The following is a 15760-nucleotide window of genomic DNA, read 5'->3' as shown; positions in this document are numbered from 1 at the left end:
GGCGGTGCCGGTGGGGGCGGGCGGGGCACGCGGAATGATGGGAGCATGCGGCTCACGGCGATCACCTGGGACCGACTGGCCGACGCGCTCGCCGAGCGCGTCACCCGAGCCGGTGCCGGTGCTGGCGCCGGCTCGGGTTCTGGCTCTGCGGACGGGTGGCGACGCGTACTCGTCGACGGCGCCCCCGCCGCACGGCCGGGGCACCTCGCCGCCGCGCTCACCGACGCGCTCCGGCTCCGGGGCCGCGCCGCCGTCACCGTCGCCGCCGAGGGCTTCTGGCGCGCGGCCTCGCTGCGTTACGAGTACGGCAGGAACGACCCCGACGCGTACTACGACCACTGGCTCGACACCGGCGCCCTGTGGCGGGAGGTCGTCGGCCCCCTGGAGCCCGGCGGCACCGGCCGCGTGCTGCCGGACCTGTGGGACCCCGACCGGGACCGCGCCACCCGCAGCGCACCCGTGCTCCTGCCCCCCGGCGGGGTGCTCGTGCTCCACGGCGCCCTGCTGCTCGGCCACGGCTTCCCGGCCGACCTCGCCGTCCACGTGAGCCTCGGCTCCTCCGCCCTCGCCCGTCGCACCGACCCCGACGAGCGGTGGACGCTGCCCGCCTTCGCCCGCTACGAGGACGAGGTGCGGCCCGCCGAGCACGCCGACGTCGTGGTGCGGGCCGACGACCCCCGGCGGCCGGCCTGGAACGGCGAGGGCTGAGAGCGGCCGTCTCGTCGCGGTTCGAGCGGACCGGTGGGGGACAGTGGCCGCTCGGGGGGAGACGGCCAGCCGCCAGCGGTGTTCACGGGAGGGTCGCGAGCACCGTGTTGAGGACGGTGGAGACCAGAGGCGCGATGCCGCCCAGGCTCGCCAGACCCGTCAGCGGGTTGGGAAACAGTTCGCCGAGGACGCGTCGCATCCTGGGGCGGATGATCAGACTGCGCCGGCGTCACCACGTGCGGTGCTCGATCCGACAGTCTCGGAGCACGCCGCGAGCGTTGTTGCGGCACGGGCTCCCCCCGTCAGCCCCTCGGCGGGCCGGCTCCCCGTTCGCGCCTGCCAACTCCCGATGTCACGGACGGAGTTCGGAGGTGGCTAGGCTGACCCGTCGTACGTGACACGCAGGAGGGGGACCGACGGCAGTGAAGCCCTTGCAGGACCAGGATCCTGATCGGATCGCCGACTACCGACTCATCGGCAGGCTCGCGCAGGGGGGCATGGGTGTGGTGTACCTGGCCCGGTCGCCGCGTGGCCGCATGGTGGCGGTGAAGACGATCCGGGCCGAGTTGGTCACCGCCCCCGGCTTCCGCCACCGCTTCGCCCAGGAGTCCGCGGCGGCCCGACGCGTCGGCGGGACGTGGACGGCCGCGGTGCTGGACGCCGACCCCGACGCGGAGCTGCCCTGGGTGGCCACGGCGTACATCGCCGGCCCGACCCTGCACCGGGTGGTGGCCGAGCAGCACGGCCCGCTGCCCGAGTACTCCCTGCGCGGCCTGGCCTCCGGCCTGTGCCAGGCGCTCGGCGCCATCCACGGCGCCGGGCTCATCCACCGCGACCTGAAGCCGTCGAACGTGATGGTGACCGTCGACGGGCCCAAGGTGATCGATTTCGGCATCGTGCGCGCCCTCGACGCCTCGACCGCCAGCGGGCTCACGACGACCGGGTCGGTGATCGGCTCGCCCGGGTTCATGTCACCGGAGCAGATACGCGGCGAACGGCTCACCGAGGCCAGCGACATCTTCTCGCTGGGCGCGGTGCTGGCGTTCGCCGCCGCCGGGCGGCTGCCGTTCGACACGCCCGAGGGCCAGATCCACGCCGTGATGTACCGCGTGGTCAACGAGCCGCCCGACCTCACCGGCGTGCCGGAGCCCCTGCTGGGGCTGGTCAGGGACTGCCTGGCCAAGGATCCGGCCGACCGTCCGACCCTCGCCGAGCTGCGGGACCGGGAGGAGACGCAGTACCGCTCGCTGAGGTCGTGGCTGCCGCAGGAGGCGTTGGCCCGACTGGCGGAGGACGCGGTACGGCTCCTGGACCAGGAGGACCCGCGGACCCGGGTGGCCGCGCCGGTGAACGGGGAGGGCGGGGAGGACAGGGAAGACGCGGAGGCCGGGCGGGTCGCGGAGACCGCGGAGACCGGGCGCGTCGCGGAGACCGCGGAGACCGCGGAGACCCCGGAGACCGCGGAGGCGGCACAGCTCGCGCAGGCGCCCACCGCCCCGGCCCACCCGGCGACGGCCCGGCTGACGGTGTCGTCCGCCACCACCGGATCCGACGGTGCCGACGCGTCCGGCTGTTCCGGGGCGGGCGCGTCCGGTGGGTCCGGGGAGCACACGACGTCGCCGTCGGCCGGGAGCGGGCCGCCCGAGCGGTCGGGGCCCCGGCTGGTGGACGAACGCCGCCGCGCACAGGGCCGGCCGCCGGGCGACGGCCGTCGCGACGCGGTCTACTGGGCCCTCGCCCTCTTCGGCCTGGTCGCCGTCCTGACCGTCGTCCACCAGTTCGTCGCCGTCAGCGGCATGGGCGACTACGCCGACGATCCCGACGACCTGACGATGCAGCGGGAGAGCGTTCCCGCGTACGTCCTGATGGGCGTTCAGTGCGCCTCGGCCGTCGGCCTGGTGGTGTGCTGGCTCGTGTGGTTCGCCCGCGTCCGCGCCGTCGCGGAGGAGTTCTCGCCGGGCAGGCTCAGGTACGCGCCGCGCATGGCGGTGCTCGGGTGGTTCGTCCCCGTGGGGAATCTCTTCCTCCCCAAGCAGATCGCCAACGACGTCTGGCACGCCTCCAGCCCGCCGGGAAGGGCCGGGGGGATGGCTCCCGCGGGCGCGCTCCACGCCTGGTGGTACGCCTGGCTGGTCACGTTCGTGACCTGGCCGCTCTTCTGGTTCCCCTGGGTGGAGACGCTCGACTTCCAGGACGACTCCGCCTGCCTGGACTGGGACGATCTGAACGAGTGGTGTGAGGACTACGAGTACGACTACTGGTACGAGTTCGGGCCGCTGACCTGGATCAACCTCGTCCTGCAGCTGCTGGTCGTGCCGTCGGTCGTCCTCGCCGGCCGGTACGTTCGCCGGCTCAGCGCTCTCCAGAACGAGCGCCGCGCCGTCTGACGGCCGGGGAGGGGGCGGTGCGGCGGCCCGCGTGTTCGCCTCACGCCCCGCGCGGCCCGAGCCCCGCGCGGTCCGCACTCGGAAGAGGCGTTGTTCCTGTTCGAGACGCGCGCGGCCTCGGCGACTTCCAGCTGCCCGGTGACACCGCGCACAGCAGTGGCGCCAGCTGCTCGTCGTCGCGGCCCTCCGCCAGGGCGTGGGGGTACGCGGCGCGCGCCGGCTGCTCGTCCTCGGCCGCGCACGGCACGGACCGGGCGGCGGGCGGCGGGCGGCGCCAGCCGTCCGGGTGAGGCCACGACCCGCGCTGGCGCCGTTTCGTCGACCACCGTGCCTCCCCCGCGGGGCAACGTACTAGCGTGTGGGCGCATGACCACACAGGACCTGGGCGGGCCCGACACCACAGCCGACAGCGAGATACCCGGGCGCCGGGGGCCGAGCGCCACGGTCGAGGTATTCCCCCGGGAGGTCGGGCGGGTCCGCACCGAGTACGCGCCCGAGCCGGACGGCGATCCCGACCCGGGGGAGATCGTGTGGACGTGGGTGCCGTACGAGGAGAACGACGGGCGTGGCAAGGACCGGCCGGTGCTGGTGGTCGCCCGAGAGGAGGCGCGCGACACCCTGCTGGCCGTGCAGCTCTCCAGCAGGGTCCGTGACCACGACGACGAGTGGCTGCCGCTGGGCTCGGGCCCGTGGGACCGGTCGGGCCGAGACTCCTGGGTTCACCTGGAGAGGGTGCTGCGAGTGCATCCGGCGGGGATGCGGCGCGAGGCGTGCGCGCTCGACAGGGCGCGGTTCAACCGGGTGGTGCACACCCTTCAGCGCCGTCACGGCTGGCGCTGAGAGCAGACCGGAGCGGTGAGCAGACCGGACCACCACGGGCCGGCGTCCGGGTCCGGGTCCGGGTCCCGCACGGTGGTGGCCGCCCGCGGCACCCGGCCCGCGGGCGCCCAGCCCCGCCGACCCGGGGTCGCGGCGGGGAACGACGAGAGACGAGGAGGCGTGCGGTGGCGGACGGACACGAGACGCGAGCGGAGAGCCTGGCGGCGATGCCGCTGGACTGGCGGCGGGCACTGGCCATCGTGGCGCACCCGGACGACCTGGAGTACGGGGCGGCAGCGGCGATCGCCGAGTGGACCGACGCCGGCCGTGAGGTGGCCTACCTGCTGGTCACGCGGGGTGAGGCGGGCATCGACGGGATGCCGCCCGAGGAGGCGGCAGGGGTCCGTGAGGCCGAGCAGCGCGCCAGCGCGGCGGTCGTGGGGGTGGACGCGGTGGAGTTCCTCGACCACCGGGACGGTGTGATCGAGGAGGGCGTCGCGCTGCGCCGCGACCTGACCAGGGCCATCCGGCGTCACCAGCCCGAGCTGCTGGTCACCATCAACCACCGCGACACCTGGGGTGGCCGGATGTGGAACACCCCGGACCACCGGGCGGTCGGGCGCGCGGTGATCGACGCCGCCGGTGACGCGGGCAACCGGTGGATCTTCCCCGAGCAGCTGATGGAGGGGAGCGCGGACGGCGGCCTGCGGCCCTGGGACGGGGTGCGGTGGGTGGCGGTGGCGGCCTCGCCGGAGTCGACCCACGCGCAGGCGGTCAGCGAGAGCTCCCAGGAGCGGGCCGTGCGCTCGCTGGCCGAGCACCGTGCCTACATCGCCGCGCTCAGTGACGCGGAGCCCGTCGCCTACGCCCAGGAACTGCTCGGTCAGCTCGCAGGGCACGCGGCCGACCGTTTCGAGGGCCGGCCCTGCGTGCCCTTCGAACTCTTTCCTCGCTGAACCCCTGGCCGAGCCCCGTCCCGTCCCGCCCCGCCCCGCGCTGCCCGGCCCCTGCCCCCACCGGGCTGCCCGGGGCGTTCCCGGGCATTCCTCCGGCCGCTCCCCGGGACACTTCCTCAAGCCACTTGTCCGGGTGTTCGTCCGCGGTGTCGTTCCGGGTTTCTCCGACGGGCTCCGCACGCTCTCTGGATGTTTTGTGGCGGTTTATCGTGAGGCCTGTCACGCCCACACGGCGGCCTACGAGGCGGCGTAGGAGAGAAGCGGGACCTAAGGTCGGGACTTTCGGTCCGTAGCGCCGGGAAAAACGTCGGAACTCGGGGACGGTCTTCCTCCTCTCCGGCGAAACGGCAGGCCAGACGAGGTGGGAAGCGGGTTAACGGGCTCTGGTCGGGAGCTTCGGCCTGGCGAGGCGTGTGTCGCGAGGGCTGACAAGGGACCTTTTTCCCTCTTTCTGGCTACGAGATGGCTTAGTAATGGGCTGTCTTGATGTCCCCGAATGGGTCGGTTACCAAGGAGGAGCAATTCCCCCGAAAAGGTGAGGTAGCCCCCCACATGTCGAAGACCACCACGAACCGCGCCCGTACCGTTCTCCGCTCCCGGCTGCGTACCCGCGCCGCCGCCGTGACGGTCGGGGTCTGCGCGTCCGCGGTCCTGGCGACCAGCGGTGTGGCCACGGCCGCCGCCTCCAGCGCCGTCGACGCCGGGACCACCGACCTGTTCGCCTCGCGCACCGCCGCCGTGCTCGCCGACTCCACCCAGAGCCAGGCCGACACGCAGCTCGCCGCGGTCGACGCCGCCAAGGCCGAGAAGCAGGAGGCCAAGGCGAAGGCCGAGGAGGCCAAGGAGGCCGAGCAGGCCAAGGCCAGGTCCTGGGTGGCTCCCATCTCCTCGGGCGACTACGTGCTCTCCGCGACCTACGGCAACAGCGGCGACCGCTGGACCTCCAGCCACAGCGGCCAGGACTTCGCCGTCCCCAGCGGCACCGACGTCCGGGCCGTGCACGGCGGCACCGTCGTGAAGGCCGGCTCCTGGGGAGCCGGTGACGGCTCCGCCTACGGCAACGCCGTGGTCATCAAGCACGAGGACGGCGTGTACTCCCAGTACGCCCACCTGTCCAGCGTCGGCGTGAGCGTCGGCGAGAAGGTCGCCACCGGTGAGAAGGTCGCCCTCTCGGGTAACACCGGCAACAGCACCGGCCCGCACCTGCACTTCGAGATCCGGACCACGCCGGACTACGGCAGCGCGGTGGACCCGGTGGCGTTCCTCAGCGGCAAGAACGTCTCGCTCTGACGCAACCGGCCGGGAGGACCCGCCCGCCAGGGCCCGGAGCGGCCCTGGCGGCGTCCCCGCCGTCCCCGCCGCCCCCGTCGTGCCCCACACCGCCCCGCGTCGGCCCCGCGCCGGCGCGGGGCGGTGTTCGTTCGTCCCGAGCTCCGAGCTCCGAGCTCCGAGCCCCGAGCCCCGAGCCCCGAGCCCCGAGCTCCGGACTCCGGCTTCCGGGTCACGAGCCCTGAGCTCAGGGCCGGGCGCGGCCGGCGGTCGGGGGGTCAGGCGGCGTGCGCCGTGGCTCCGGCACCGCCGCCCCGGGCGGCCGAGAGCTGCCGGTGACACTCCGGCTCCAGCTGTGGGTAGGCGGCGGCGATGGCGGAGAGCATGCGATCCGTGAGCAGTCGTTCGCCCTCCTCCCGGCTCTCGCCACGCGGCAGCGCCTCCAACAGCACGCGGTGACCGAGCAGGGTGTCCCGCAGGTACACCACCTGCCAGCGGACGAGCTCCCCGGGGAAGGCCGACTCCACCGTGACCGGCCGCGGCCGGTGCCCCCAGGACAACGCGGCGCGTTCGGCGTCCCGGACGTTGCGGTGCTCCACCGCCCGGCGGGCGAGCTCCGCCGGGCGCAGCCGCGGCAGCTCCAGCGCCACGGTCCTGATGGCCTCCAGCGCCTGCTCCCGACGTCTGGCAGTGGAGTCCCGCAGCGCCTCGGCCCGGCGCCGCCGTACGTCGCGAGCGGCCACGAAGTCCGCTCGCCGCTCGACCTCCCGCACCCGGGAGGACAGGTAGAGCTCGACGGGGGCCGTGCGGTCCGGCGCGCCGAGGAAGGCGCGCACCAGGAACGGCGTCCAGCCGCGCGCCCGCAGGGTGTCGAGTGAGAGATAGGTGATCGCTGTCCGGTCCTGGTGCCGCTGTTGGGGGATCGGCATCATCGCCCTCCGGGCGTGGCAGTGCGGGCGTGGGAGGCGCAGGGGGAAGGGGCGGGAGAACGAGGGGGTGGGGGAGGAAACGCGTCGCATGGCTGATGCCCGGCCGAGCCGTCGGTCATACGTTTTCGGCCGCCGGAACGGCCAGAAGTCGCCAGGCACGCGGTATGGCGATCCTCGTGCGACCAGTCGTGCGACAGGGCCCCCGTGCGACAGACCACCCGCGCCAGACGCGCCCGGGCGCCCGGCCGGCGACACACGCCACCCCCGCCCCCGTCACGCACGTCAGAAGAGCGGCTCGGGCAGCACGCCCTCCAGCGCGAGCAGCGCCCGCTTCGTCGGCAGCCCACCGCCGAAACCACCTATCTCGCCACCGGCCGCGACCACCCGGTGGCAGGGCACGACGACCGGCAGCGGGTTGGCTCCCATCGCCGCGCCGACCGCCCGTGCCGCGTCCGGCTCGCCGACCCGCTCGGCCAGCTCCCCGTACCCCACCACGGAGCCGAAGGGCACCGAGGCGGCCAGCTCGCGCAGCGCCCGCTCGGTGAAGCCGGTCACCAACGACCAGTCCAGCGCGGTGGTGAACGCGCGCAGCTCCTCCCTGAAGTACGCGTCCACCTCCATGGCCGCACCCGCCAGCACCGCCTCGGCGTCCGCGGGGCGACCGGGCGGCAACGCGGCGTCCAGCCGCGCGACCGCCCGGCGCGCCGTTCGCTCGTCGGCGTGGAAGACGACGCTGACCAGCCCCCGCCCGGTGGCGGCCAGCAGCAGCGGTCCGATCGGGGTGTCCCGCACCGTCCAGGCGTGGGTGGTGCCGTGCATGAGACGCATGAGGTGAGACTACGGCCGGTCACTGACAGCCGGCCGACGTCCTCCGGGCCGCACGGCGTCGGTCGTCGGTCGCTCGCGGATCAGCCGTCGACCGGTCGCGGATCGGCCGTCTGCCAGCCCTCGGTCCGGGGTCGGTCAGCCGCCGACGGCCTCGCGCACCACGTCGGGAAAGTTGGTGATGATGCCGTCCACGCCGTAACCCGCCACCTCGACCGCCGTCTCGGCGTCGTTGACCGTCCAGGTGCTCACCTCCATCGGCTCACCGTGCGGACCGGTCAGCGCCTGTACGCGGCGAACGTAGTCGGCCGTGAGGTCGCCGTGGGTGGGGTTCACCTGGTCGGTGAACGACGCGTAGGCGGCCAGTTCCGACTCCGCCGGCGTCCCCAGGAAGCCCGTCTTCACCGCCGGCGCCAGCTCGTGCACGGTGCGGACCGAGTCCGCGCTGAAGCTCTGGACGACCAGCCGCTCGCCCGGCGTCTCCTCGTCGAGCCACCCCTCGGCGGCCAGCTCGGCCAGCACCTCCGCCTCGATCCCCGGATACAGCTGCGGCTGCTTGAGCTCCAGCAGCAGCCGCTGGCCGTTCTCCGCCAGCTCGGCGAGGAAGTCACCGAGCGTGGGCACCGGCTCGCCCGCGAACTCCTCGCCGAACCAGCTGCCCGCCTCCAGGCCCTCGATCTCCTCGGCCGTGAAGTCGGACACGTTCCACGGCGCGCGGTCGGGGAAGACCTCCTCGACGTTCGTCGTGCGCGCCAGCGTCGTGTCGTGCATCAGCACCAGCGCCCCGTCGGCGGTGCGCTGGACGTCGGTCTCGACCCACGCGGTGTCGAGGCGGGCGGCGGCCTCGGCCGCGGCCAGCGTGTTCTCCGGCGCGTAGCCGGAGGCGCCCCGATGGGCGATGATCACCGGCGCGTCGACGGCGGCCGGCGGTGTCGCCCCCGGTGCCGCCAGCGCGGTCCGGGCGGCGACGGGGCTGAGGAGGACGGTGGCGGTGAGGCCGGCGACGGTCACGGTCCTGGCGAGGTGGATCGGCATGGGGGGACTCCTCGTCTCTCGCGGTGCGGAAGCGGGACACCGCGAGCCTCCCCAGACGAGGGAACGGACAGACACTCGTTCGACAGGTCCGGACTGCGAGGGGGTGAACACCGCGTGCCCGGCCGCTCCCCGACCCTCTCGCCCCCTGACTGCCGTCCCCGGGCCGCCCTCAGGCGCTGCTGGTCGCGCTGTCAGTGGCAGGTCGTACCGTGGGGACCATGCGGCCCGTTTCAGAGATCGAACGCACGGTGGCGCCCTTCGAGGTCGTCAGCGAGTACCAGCCCAGCGGTGACCAGCCCACGGCCATCGCCGAGCTGGAGCAGCGCATCACCGGGGGAGAGAAGGACGTCGTCCTGCTCGGCGCGACCGGCACCGGCAAGTCGGCCACCACGGCCTGGATGATCGAGCGTCTCCAGCGCCCCACCCTGGTCATCGCGCCGAACAAGACCCTCGCCGCCCAGCTGGCGAACGAGTTCCGCGAGCTGCTCCCGCACAACGCCGTCGAGTACTTCGTCTCGTACTACGACTACTACCAGCCGGAGGCGTACGTCCCCCAGACGGACACCTACATCGAGAAGGACTCCTCGATCAACGAGGAGGTCGAGCGGCTGCGCCACAGCGCGACGAACTCCCTGCTCACGCGGCGGGACGTGGTGGTCGTCGCCTCCGTCTCCTGCATCTACGGCCTGGGCACCCCCCAGGAGTACGTCGACCGCATGGTGCCGCTGCGGGTCGGGCAGGAGATCGACCGTGACGCCCTGCTGCGTCGATTCGTCGACATCCAGTACACGCGCAACGACGTGGCGTTCACCCGCGGCACCTTCCGGGTGCGCGGGGACACCATCGAGATCTTCCCGGTCTACGAGGAGCTGGCCGTCCGCATCGAGATGTTCGGTGACGAGATCGAGGCGCTCTCCACGCTCCACCCCCTCACCGGCGAGGTCATCACCACCGACGACCACCTCTACGTCTTCCCCGCCTCTCACTACGTGGCCGGCCCCGAGCGCATGGAGCGGGCGATCGCCGGCATCGAGGCGGAGCTCGCAGGGCGGCTCGGTGAGCTGGAGCGGCAGGGGAGCCTGCTGGAGGCGCAGCGCCTGCGCATGCGTACCACGTACGACATCGAGATGATGCGCCAGATCGGCACCTGCTCCGGCATCGAGAACTACTCCCTCCACATCGACGGCCGCGAGACCGGCTCCCCGCCGCACACCCTCCTGGACTACTTCCCGGACGACTTCCTGCTGGTCATCGACGAGTCGCACAACACCGTCCCCCAGATCGGCGCGATGTACGAGGGCGACGCCTCCCGCAAGCGCACCCTGGTGGACCACGGCTTCCGGCTCCCCTCCGCCCTGGACAACCGTCCGCTGAAGTGGGAGGAGTTCCTGGAGCGGATCGGCCAGACCGTCTACCTGTCGGCCACCCCCGGCTCCTACGAGCTCTCCCGGGGCGACGGCGTGGTGGAGCAGATCATCCGGCCCACGGGGCTGGTCGACCCGGAGGTCGTCGTCAAGCCCACCGAGGGCCAGATCGACGACCTCGTGCACGAGATCCGCGAGCGGGTCGAGCGGGACGAGCGGGTCCTGGTCACCACCCTCACCAAGAAGATGGCCGAGGACCTCACGGACTACTTCCTGGAGCTCGGCATCCGCGTCCGGTATCTCCACAGCGACGTGGACACCCTCCGCCGCGTGGAGCTGCTGCGGGAGCTGCGCAGCGGCGAGTTCGACGTGCTGGTCGGGATCAACCTGCTGCGGGAGGGGCTGGACCTGCCGGAGGTGTCGCTGGTCGCGATCCTCGACGCCGACAAGGAGGGGTTCCTCAGGTCCGGCACCGCGCTGATCCAGACGATCGGCCGTGCCGCGCGGAACGTCTCCGGGCAGGTCCACATGTACGCCGACCGCGTCACCCCGGCCATGGCGAAGGCCATCGAGGAGACCAACCGCCGGCGCGCCAAGCAGGTGGCGTACAACGAGGCCCACGGCATCGACCCGCAGCCCCTGCGCAAGCGGATCAACGACATCGTGGCGAGCATCGCCCGCGAGGACGTCGACACCCAGCAGCTGCTGGAGACCGGATACCGCCAGCGGGACGAGGCGGCCAAGCGGAGGACGCCCGTGCCCAGCGGCGCCGGCGGCGTGGACCGGGCCGCCGGGGCGGCGGGGAAGGCCACGGGGGCGGCGCGCGGGGAGCGGAAGGAGCCCACCGACCGGCCCGTCGCCGAGCTCGCCGAGACGATCGAGGAGCTCACCGGGCGGATGCGGGCCGCCGCGGCGGAGCTCCAGTTCGAGGTGGCCGCGCGCCTGCGCGACCAGGTGTCGGACCTGAAGAAGGAGCTGCGGCAGCTGCGGGAGATCGGGCTGAGCTGAGGGGACCGGGCCCCGGGTGCCCCACGGAGGCGTTAAGGACGCGACAACGCCCGCTTGACACGCCGCGGTAGTGAGCAGGGGGCCTGGGAGGGGCACCCGACACCGACGTCAGCTGGAGGAGCCGCGCGATGAGCGTCACCCTGTCCACGGGAGGGGCGATCAGCCTGGAGAAGCCGGGCGGAGGCGCCCCCGCCGCCGTGCGGGTGAGCCTCGGCTGGCGGGTGGCGCGGCCCTCCCGGGGCTTCTTCCGCTCCGCTCCCGGGGCCGACGAGGTCGACCTCGACGCCTCGGCCGTCCTGTTCGCGGGCCGGGAGGCCACCGACGTCGTCTACGTCAGCAAGCTGAGCAGCGACGACGGCTCCGTCGTCCACTCCGGGGACGACTTCGCGGACGGCCGGGGCAGGGAGAACGGCGAGTCGATCGTCGTGAGCCTCTCGGAGGTGCCGTCGCGGATCGACCAGATCGTCTTCACGGTGAACTCCTTCACCGGTCAGACCTTCGCCCAGGTCGAGAGTGCCTTCTGCCGGGTCGTCGACGAGCGCACCGGCCGGGAGCTGGCCCGGTTCACCCTGGCCGGCGGCAGCCCGGACACGGCGCGGATCATGGCGAAGATGAGCCGCGAGGGCTCCGGCTGGCGGATGACGGCCATCGGGGTCCCCGCCAGCGGCGAGACCTTCAAGGAGCTGCTGCCCGCGATCATCACCCACCTCTGAGCACCCGGTCCGCGCACGGCCCCGCCGGTGCCGCGCGGCCGGCCGTCGCCGGGTCCGGCGCGCCGGTCCGCCCGCTGCCGCGCCTGCCCCCGCGCGGGGTCCTCAGCCGCGGCCGACGGTCACCGTCGTGTGCCGTTCCACCCCGCTGACCTCCACCGTCAACGTGACCCGGCCCTCGCGCAGCCCGGTCAGCGTGCCCGTCGCCGGGTCGAACGCGGCGACGTGCCGCCGGCCGGCGTCCTCGGCGGACCCGACGAACAGCCCTCGCGAGCCGCCCCAGTCCGCGCTCACCGGGAACGTCACCGGCACCTCGCGTGCCCCGGCCGAGCCCCGCTGGAGCAGCGTCGCCCCGGCCGTCGCCGACTCGCCCACCCCCAGCGCGCCCGGTGCGGCGAGCGTCAGCTCGTCCACGTGCGGCCGGGTCTGCACCGACAGCCAGTCGGGCAGCACCCGGTGCGGGGCCCGCCGCGCCGCCTCCTGCTCGGCGCGCGAGACCTCGTCGACGCCGATCAGGGACCAGCCGCTGAAGCCACCCTCCTCCGGCGCGGCCGACGGAGCCTTGCCCGCGTTCCCGTTGACGAGGTACGGCACGCCCGCCAGGTGGTAGGCGTCGAAGACCCCCACGTGGGCGCCGACGAACGCCGCGCCCTTCCCCGTCTCGCGGCGGAAGTCGGCCAGCCAGTCCTCCAGCAGGTCCGCCTCCATGCGGTCGGTGAGCTGGCTCGCCGGCTGCGCGGTCGTGTCGCGCGGCGGCACGTGCGCCATCACCATCACCGAGCCCACCGACGGGTCCGAGGCCGCCGCGTCCAGCTGCGCCCGCAGCTCCAGCCACTGCGCGAAGCCGCCGCCACGGACCGTCAACGAGGAGGTGTCCAGCGTGACGAAACGGGTTCCCCGGTGGTCGAACGTCAGGCGGGCAGGACCGAACTCGGCCTCGAACCCGGCGATCGACCCGCCCATGACCTCGTGGTTGCCCGGCACGTAGGACCAGGGCACGGCGTCGCTGAGCTCCTCCTCGATCACCCGGCGGGCGAACGCCAGGTCCGCGGGCGTCCCCTCGTCCACCCAGTCGCCGTTGACCACCACGAAGTCGGGGTCGGCGGCCCGCACCTCCCGCAGCGTGCGCCGCGCGGCCCGCACGATCTCGCTGTCCGGCGCCCGCGCCACGAACTGCGCGTCCGAGACCACCGCGAACCGCCAGTCCCTGCCGGCGACGTCCGCCGCCGTGTCGATCAGCGGGTCGGCCACCACCGGCTCCGGCGGCAGCGTCACGTCCGGAGGGGTCAGGGCCGCCAGTTCGTCGATGACGACCTCTCCCACGTACTGGGTGTCCGGCCGGGTCTCCGCGAGGTAGAAGCGGTGGACGGTCACCGGATACGTCACCCCCTCCGGCACCCGGAAGGTGAGCTGCCGCCAGCCCTGCCAGGTGACGTGGTCGCCGCGCAGCACGTGGTCGGTGCCCCGGGCGTCGCGGAGGTGGAGCGAGGGCCAGGCGCCGTGCCCGTCGCCCGACAGCCACAGGGTGAGGCTCCGCGGCTGCCCGGCGACCGGGATGTCCGCGGGCGGGGTGGCGTACGCGGCGCGGGTGGCGTCGCTCAGGGTGAAGTCGTAGCGCAGCCGCAGCCCCGCGCCCTCCCGGCCCTCCGGCTCGGGCGCGAGCGAGCCCGCGGCACGGGCGTGGCTGAAGGTCCACGACGCGGCGTCGTCGAAGTCCGCGACGCGGTGCTCCTCCAGCCCGACGGTGAGGGCCAGCACGGTGGAGGCGTCGCCGACGCGGGCGGTCACCGTGCCCGAGGCGAAGGCGGCGTCCGAGGCGGCTCTCACGAGGAACCCGCCCGCCGACGCGTCCGGCGTGACGGTGAACAGGGCGGGGTCGTAGTCGAGCCGGACGTCCCCGGGCTCGATGGGCGCCGAGCCGCCCGCCGCGTCCTGGCCGAGGATGCCGAACCGCGCGGTGGCCGCCGGGTCGGCGAGCCCGACCCGGCGGGTGGTGGGCGTGATCCGCTCCAACGGGCCGAGGACGGTCAGCTCCAGCTCCCCGGCGGCGCCGCGCCGCGTGGCGGTGACCGTCGCCGTGCCGGGGCGGCGGGCGGTGAAGACGCCGAACGCGCCGTCCGCCGCCACGGTGCCGACGCGCGGGTCACGGGAACGCCACCGGGGCTGACCGCCGTGGGGGCCGGCCGGCCCGTAGCTCTCGTCGTGGCCGAACGCCGCCAGACGCCGGGTCAGACCGGGGAAGACCCGGTCGGGGTGGCCGCCGGGAACGGTGTCGAGGCTCGGCGCGACGACGGGGTCGGCGACCGTGGCGACGCGGTAGCCGGTCACCTCGCCGCTGCCCACGGGGGCGGTGACGGCCAGCCCGTTGGGCACCGCCCGCTCCTGCCCGTCCGAGGGGCGGCCGACCACCTCGGGACGCTCGGCGCCGGGCTCCCGCGCCAGCAGGGTCGTGGAGCCGCCGCCGTCGAGGTTCAGGGCGCTGTGCGCGCCGAGGGCAGCCATCATCACCCCCAGCTCGGTCAGGGTGGCGCCACCCGAGTGGGCCTGGCGGCCCTCCACGCTCAGCACGTACATCTCCTGGCCGTCCCGCGAGAAGCCGACCGCGGTGCGCGGGGCGGTCGCGTTGTTCGGCCGGCCCTCCCAGTCCTGCGGCTCGCCGTCCACCACCAGCAGGCCGCGCCCGCCGACGGCGGTGCGGGGCAGCGGGCCGCCGTCGCCGGCGCGGGGGGCGTACTCCAGGCCGACGGTGTCGCCCGCGGTCAGGGTCGCCAGTATCTCGGCGCCCTCGCCCCGGCCGAGCAGCACGACGGCGTCGTCCGGGATCGGGCCCTCGCCCGGTGCCTCCGACACGGCCGTGACCTCGTCGTTCTCGACCAGGACCTCCGTGGCCGCCTGGGCGCCCGCCACCGGTAGGGCCCGGTCGGCCTCGCCCCACTGCGCCGTGTAGACGCCGATGCCGTCGGCGGGCAGGCGGGCCGCGTTGTACCCGGCCAGCTCCGTGGTGCCGTCGGGCAGGCTCAGGGTTCCGTCGAAGTAGAGGTCGAGGATGCGGCCGGCGCTGTCGGGGCCGATGCCGACGGCCTCGGTGTACCCCTCCGAGGAGGAGTGGACGAGCTCGCCCTCCGCGAGCCCCGAGCCGAGTGGTGCCTGGCTGCCGTTGATGTCGAAGAAGTCGCCGTTGATCGCGGCGACCGTGGTGCGACCGGCACCCGGGTCGTGTCCGGCGACGAGCTCGCTGACGGGTGCCGACGCGGACACGGCCTCGGGGGAGAGGTAGTCGATCCGCAGCTCACTCGTCAGGTCCAGGCTCAGCGCGTGCGCGCTGAGCCACTTGTCGGACTCCAGCCGCTGAAAGCTCGTCAGCTCCGCTCCGGGGGCCAGGGGTAGCTCGGCGCGCGACAGCTCCAGGCCGTCGCCCGCGACGATGCCCGTGGCGTGGGCCGTGGGGGCCGCCGCGGGCGCCACCGCGGGGAGCGTGGCCGGGGCGGCGGCGACGGCGGGCGGGCCCGCGAGCGTCAGCGCCGCGAGGCCGGCCGCCACCACGAGGTGGCGCCGCCGCCCTCGACCCGGCCGGGGTGTACGACGTCGTCCCTGCCTACGTCCAGCCTCGTGTGCCACCGCGACTCCCCGGAAGGCCAAAACCAGTGCGCGTGCGACGCGCGTCCAGCGGTTCAGCGTTCCAAGGCGGAGCGGTCTACACCAGAGGGCGAGCGGGAACTTTCGGAAAACAACTCGCCTGGCGGGTGGGGG

Annotated in this window: 11 protein-coding genes; 7 read left to right on the top strand and 4 right to left on the bottom strand. The window is 74.1% G+C overall.

Annotated elements, in window-relative coordinates; all coding sequences use genetic code 11:
- Positions 1-45: 45 nt before the first annotated feature.
- The 5 genes from ACTWP5_RS24350 (at position 46) to ACTWP5_RS24330 (ending at position 6160) form a co-directional block, all read left to right on the top strand.
- Positions 46-708, top strand: a complete 663-nt coding sequence (locus ACTWP5_RS24350) for a uridine kinase (protein ID WP_443223234.1) — start codon at positions 46-48, stop codon at positions 706-708.
- 422 nt (positions 709-1130) lie between these two features.
- Positions 1131-3095, top strand: coding sequence for a protein kinase domain-containing protein (locus tag ACTWP5_RS24345; RefSeq protein ID WP_443223233.1), 1965 nt, complete (start codon positions 1131-1133; stop codon positions 3093-3095).
- A 366-nt stretch (positions 3096-3461) separates the two neighbouring features.
- Entirely contained in the window at positions 3462-3935 is a 474-nt protein-coding gene (locus ACTWP5_RS24340; protein WP_443223232.1) for a type II toxin-antitoxin system PemK/MazF family toxin, read from the top strand.
- A gap of 206 nt (positions 3936-4141) precedes the next feature.
- Positions 4142-4870 carry a PIG-L deacetylase family protein gene (locus ACTWP5_RS24335; protein WP_443223285.1) on the top strand — a complete coding sequence of 243 codons (729 nt, stop codon included), beginning with the start codon at positions 4142-4144 and terminating at the stop codon, positions 4868-4870.
- Positions 4871-5422: 552 nt separating this feature from the next.
- Positions 5423-6160, top strand: a complete 738-nt coding sequence (locus ACTWP5_RS24330) for a M23 family metallopeptidase (protein ID WP_443223231.1) — start codon at positions 5423-5425, stop codon at positions 6158-6160.
- A gap of 257 nt (positions 6161-6417) precedes the next feature.
- On the opposite strand, the gene ACTWP5_RS24325 is transcribed toward ACTWP5_RS24330, so the two are convergent.
- The 3 genes from ACTWP5_RS24325 to ACTWP5_RS24315 all read right to left on the bottom strand — a co-directional run bounded on the left by ACTWP5_RS24325 (position 6418) and on the right by ACTWP5_RS24315 (position 8928).
- Positions 6418-7071: a hypothetical protein gene (locus ACTWP5_RS24325; protein ID WP_443223230.1), complete on the bottom strand. Its 654-nt coding sequence runs from the start codon at positions 7069-7071 to the stop codon at positions 6418-6420.
- A 279-nt stretch (positions 7072-7350) separates the two neighbouring features.
- A complete protein-coding gene (locus ACTWP5_RS24320; protein WP_443223229.1) occupies positions 7351-7896 on the bottom strand; it encodes a methylated-DNA--[protein]-cysteine S-methyltransferase in 546 nt (181 codons plus the stop codon).
- 135 nt (positions 7897-8031) lie between these two features.
- Positions 8032-8928, bottom strand: a complete 897-nt coding sequence (locus ACTWP5_RS24315) for a glycerophosphodiester phosphodiesterase (RefSeq protein ID WP_443223228.1) — start codon at positions 8926-8928, stop codon at positions 8032-8034.
- Positions 8929-9146: 218 nt separating this feature from the next.
- Between ACTWP5_RS24315 and uvrB the strand changes: the two genes are divergently transcribed.
- Together uvrB and ACTWP5_RS24305 are read left to right on the top strand one after the other, a co-directional pair.
- Positions 9147-11300: an excinuclease ABC subunit UvrB gene (uvrB, locus tag ACTWP5_RS24310; RefSeq protein WP_443223227.1), complete on the top strand. Its 2154-nt coding sequence runs from the start codon at positions 9147-9149 to the stop codon at positions 11298-11300.
- A 128-nt stretch (positions 11301-11428) separates the two neighbouring features.
- Positions 11429-12013 carry a TerD family protein gene (locus tag ACTWP5_RS24305; RefSeq protein ID WP_443223226.1) on the top strand — a complete coding sequence of 195 codons (585 nt, stop codon included), beginning with the start codon at positions 11429-11431 and terminating at the stop codon, positions 12011-12013.
- A 102-nt stretch (positions 12014-12115) separates the two neighbouring features.
- On the opposite strand, the gene ACTWP5_RS24300 is transcribed toward ACTWP5_RS24305, so the two are convergent.
- Positions 12116-15553: a phosphodiester glycosidase family protein gene (locus ACTWP5_RS24300; RefSeq protein ID WP_443223225.1), complete on the bottom strand. Its 3438-nt coding sequence runs from the start codon at positions 15551-15553 to the stop codon at positions 12116-12118.
- Positions 15554-15760 lie beyond the last annotated feature (207 nt).

The organism is Streptomyces sp. 4N509B, from assembly GCF_052245655.1.
Taxonomy (GTDB): Bacteria; Actinomycetota; Actinomycetes; order Streptomycetales; family Streptomycetaceae; genus Streptomyces.
Note: the sequence above shows the minus strand (reverse complement) of the source record. Positions and strands in the feature narration are given on the sequence as shown.

Coding starts and splice junctions, on each gene's coding strand:
- ACTWP5_RS24350 (WP_443223234.1), top strand. CDS start 46: ATGCGGCTCACGGCGATCACCTGGGACCGACTGGCCGACGCGCTCGCC.
- ACTWP5_RS24335 (WP_443223285.1), top strand. CDS start 4,142: ATGCCGCTGGACTGGCGGCGGGCACTGGCCATCGTGGCGCACCCGGAC.
- ACTWP5_RS24320 (WP_443223229.1), bottom strand. CDS start 7,896: ATGCGTCTCATGCACGGCACCACCCACGCCTGGACGGTGCGGGACACC.
- ACTWP5_RS24305 (WP_443223226.1), top strand. CDS start 11,429: ATGAGCGTCACCCTGTCCACGGGAGGGGCGATCAGCCTGGAGAAGCCG.
- ACTWP5_RS24340 (WP_443223232.1), top strand. CDS start 3,462: ATGACCACACAGGACCTGGGCGGGCCCGACACCACAGCCGACAGCGAG.
- ACTWP5_RS24315 (WP_443223228.1), bottom strand. CDS start 8,928: ATGCCGATCCACCTCGCCAGGACCGTGACCGTCGCCGGCCTCACCGCC.
- ACTWP5_RS24325 (WP_443223230.1), bottom strand. CDS start 7,071: ATGATGCCGATCCCCCAACAGCGGCACCAGGACCGGACAGCGATCACC.
- uvrB (WP_443223227.1), top strand. CDS start 9,147: ATGCGGCCCGTTTCAGAGATCGAACGCACGGTGGCGCCCTTCGAGGTC.
- ACTWP5_RS24330 (WP_443223231.1), top strand. CDS start 5,423: ATGTCGAAGACCACCACGAACCGCGCCCGTACCGTTCTCCGCTCCCGG.